The 431-nt window shown below is 61.9% G+C and carries 1 protein-coding gene; it reads right to left on the bottom strand.

All coding sequences use genetic code 11. From position 1 onward, the window contains the following. Positions 1–431: pitrilysin family protein (locus tag I6F37_RS40855; protein WP_225154502.1), on the bottom strand; the 431-nt coding region annotated here is incomplete at both ends.

Below are 431 nucleotides of genomic sequence, written 5' to 3'. Positions count from 1 at the left end.
CAGGAGGAGATTGCGCATCCGGTCGGCCTCGAGCTGCACCGCCAGCTCCAGGTGGTCGCTCGGAAGGTTCTCGTAGTAGTTGGTGCGGTCCAGCCACGTCGTGGCATTGTTGATACCGCCGATGCTGTCCATCAGCGTGTCGAAGCCTTTGTTGATGCCCGGGTGGAAGTTTTTGCTGCCCTTGAACATCAAGTGCTCGAGTAGATGGGTGGCGCCGGTGGTGCCCGTGACTTCGTTGCGCGACCCCACCCGGTAGGTGACCATGAACGTCAGGACGGGCGCGGAATGGTCTTCCAGCAGCAGGACGTTCAGGTCGTTGGCCGCGAGTTTGTACTCGGAAATCAGTCCGGCCTTCTTCACGAAACGGAAGCCGTCGACCGTGGTGGGTGCGGGCGCGGCGTGAAGGGTCGCCACCACGAGGGTGACAACTG

It is taken from the genome of Bradyrhizobium sp. NBAIM08 (assembly GCF_020193935.1).
Lineage (GTDB): Bacteria > Pseudomonadota > Alphaproteobacteria > Rhizobiales > Xanthobacteraceae > Bradyrhizobium > Bradyrhizobium yuanmingense.
This window is presented reverse-complemented; position numbering and strand designations above follow the sequence as displayed.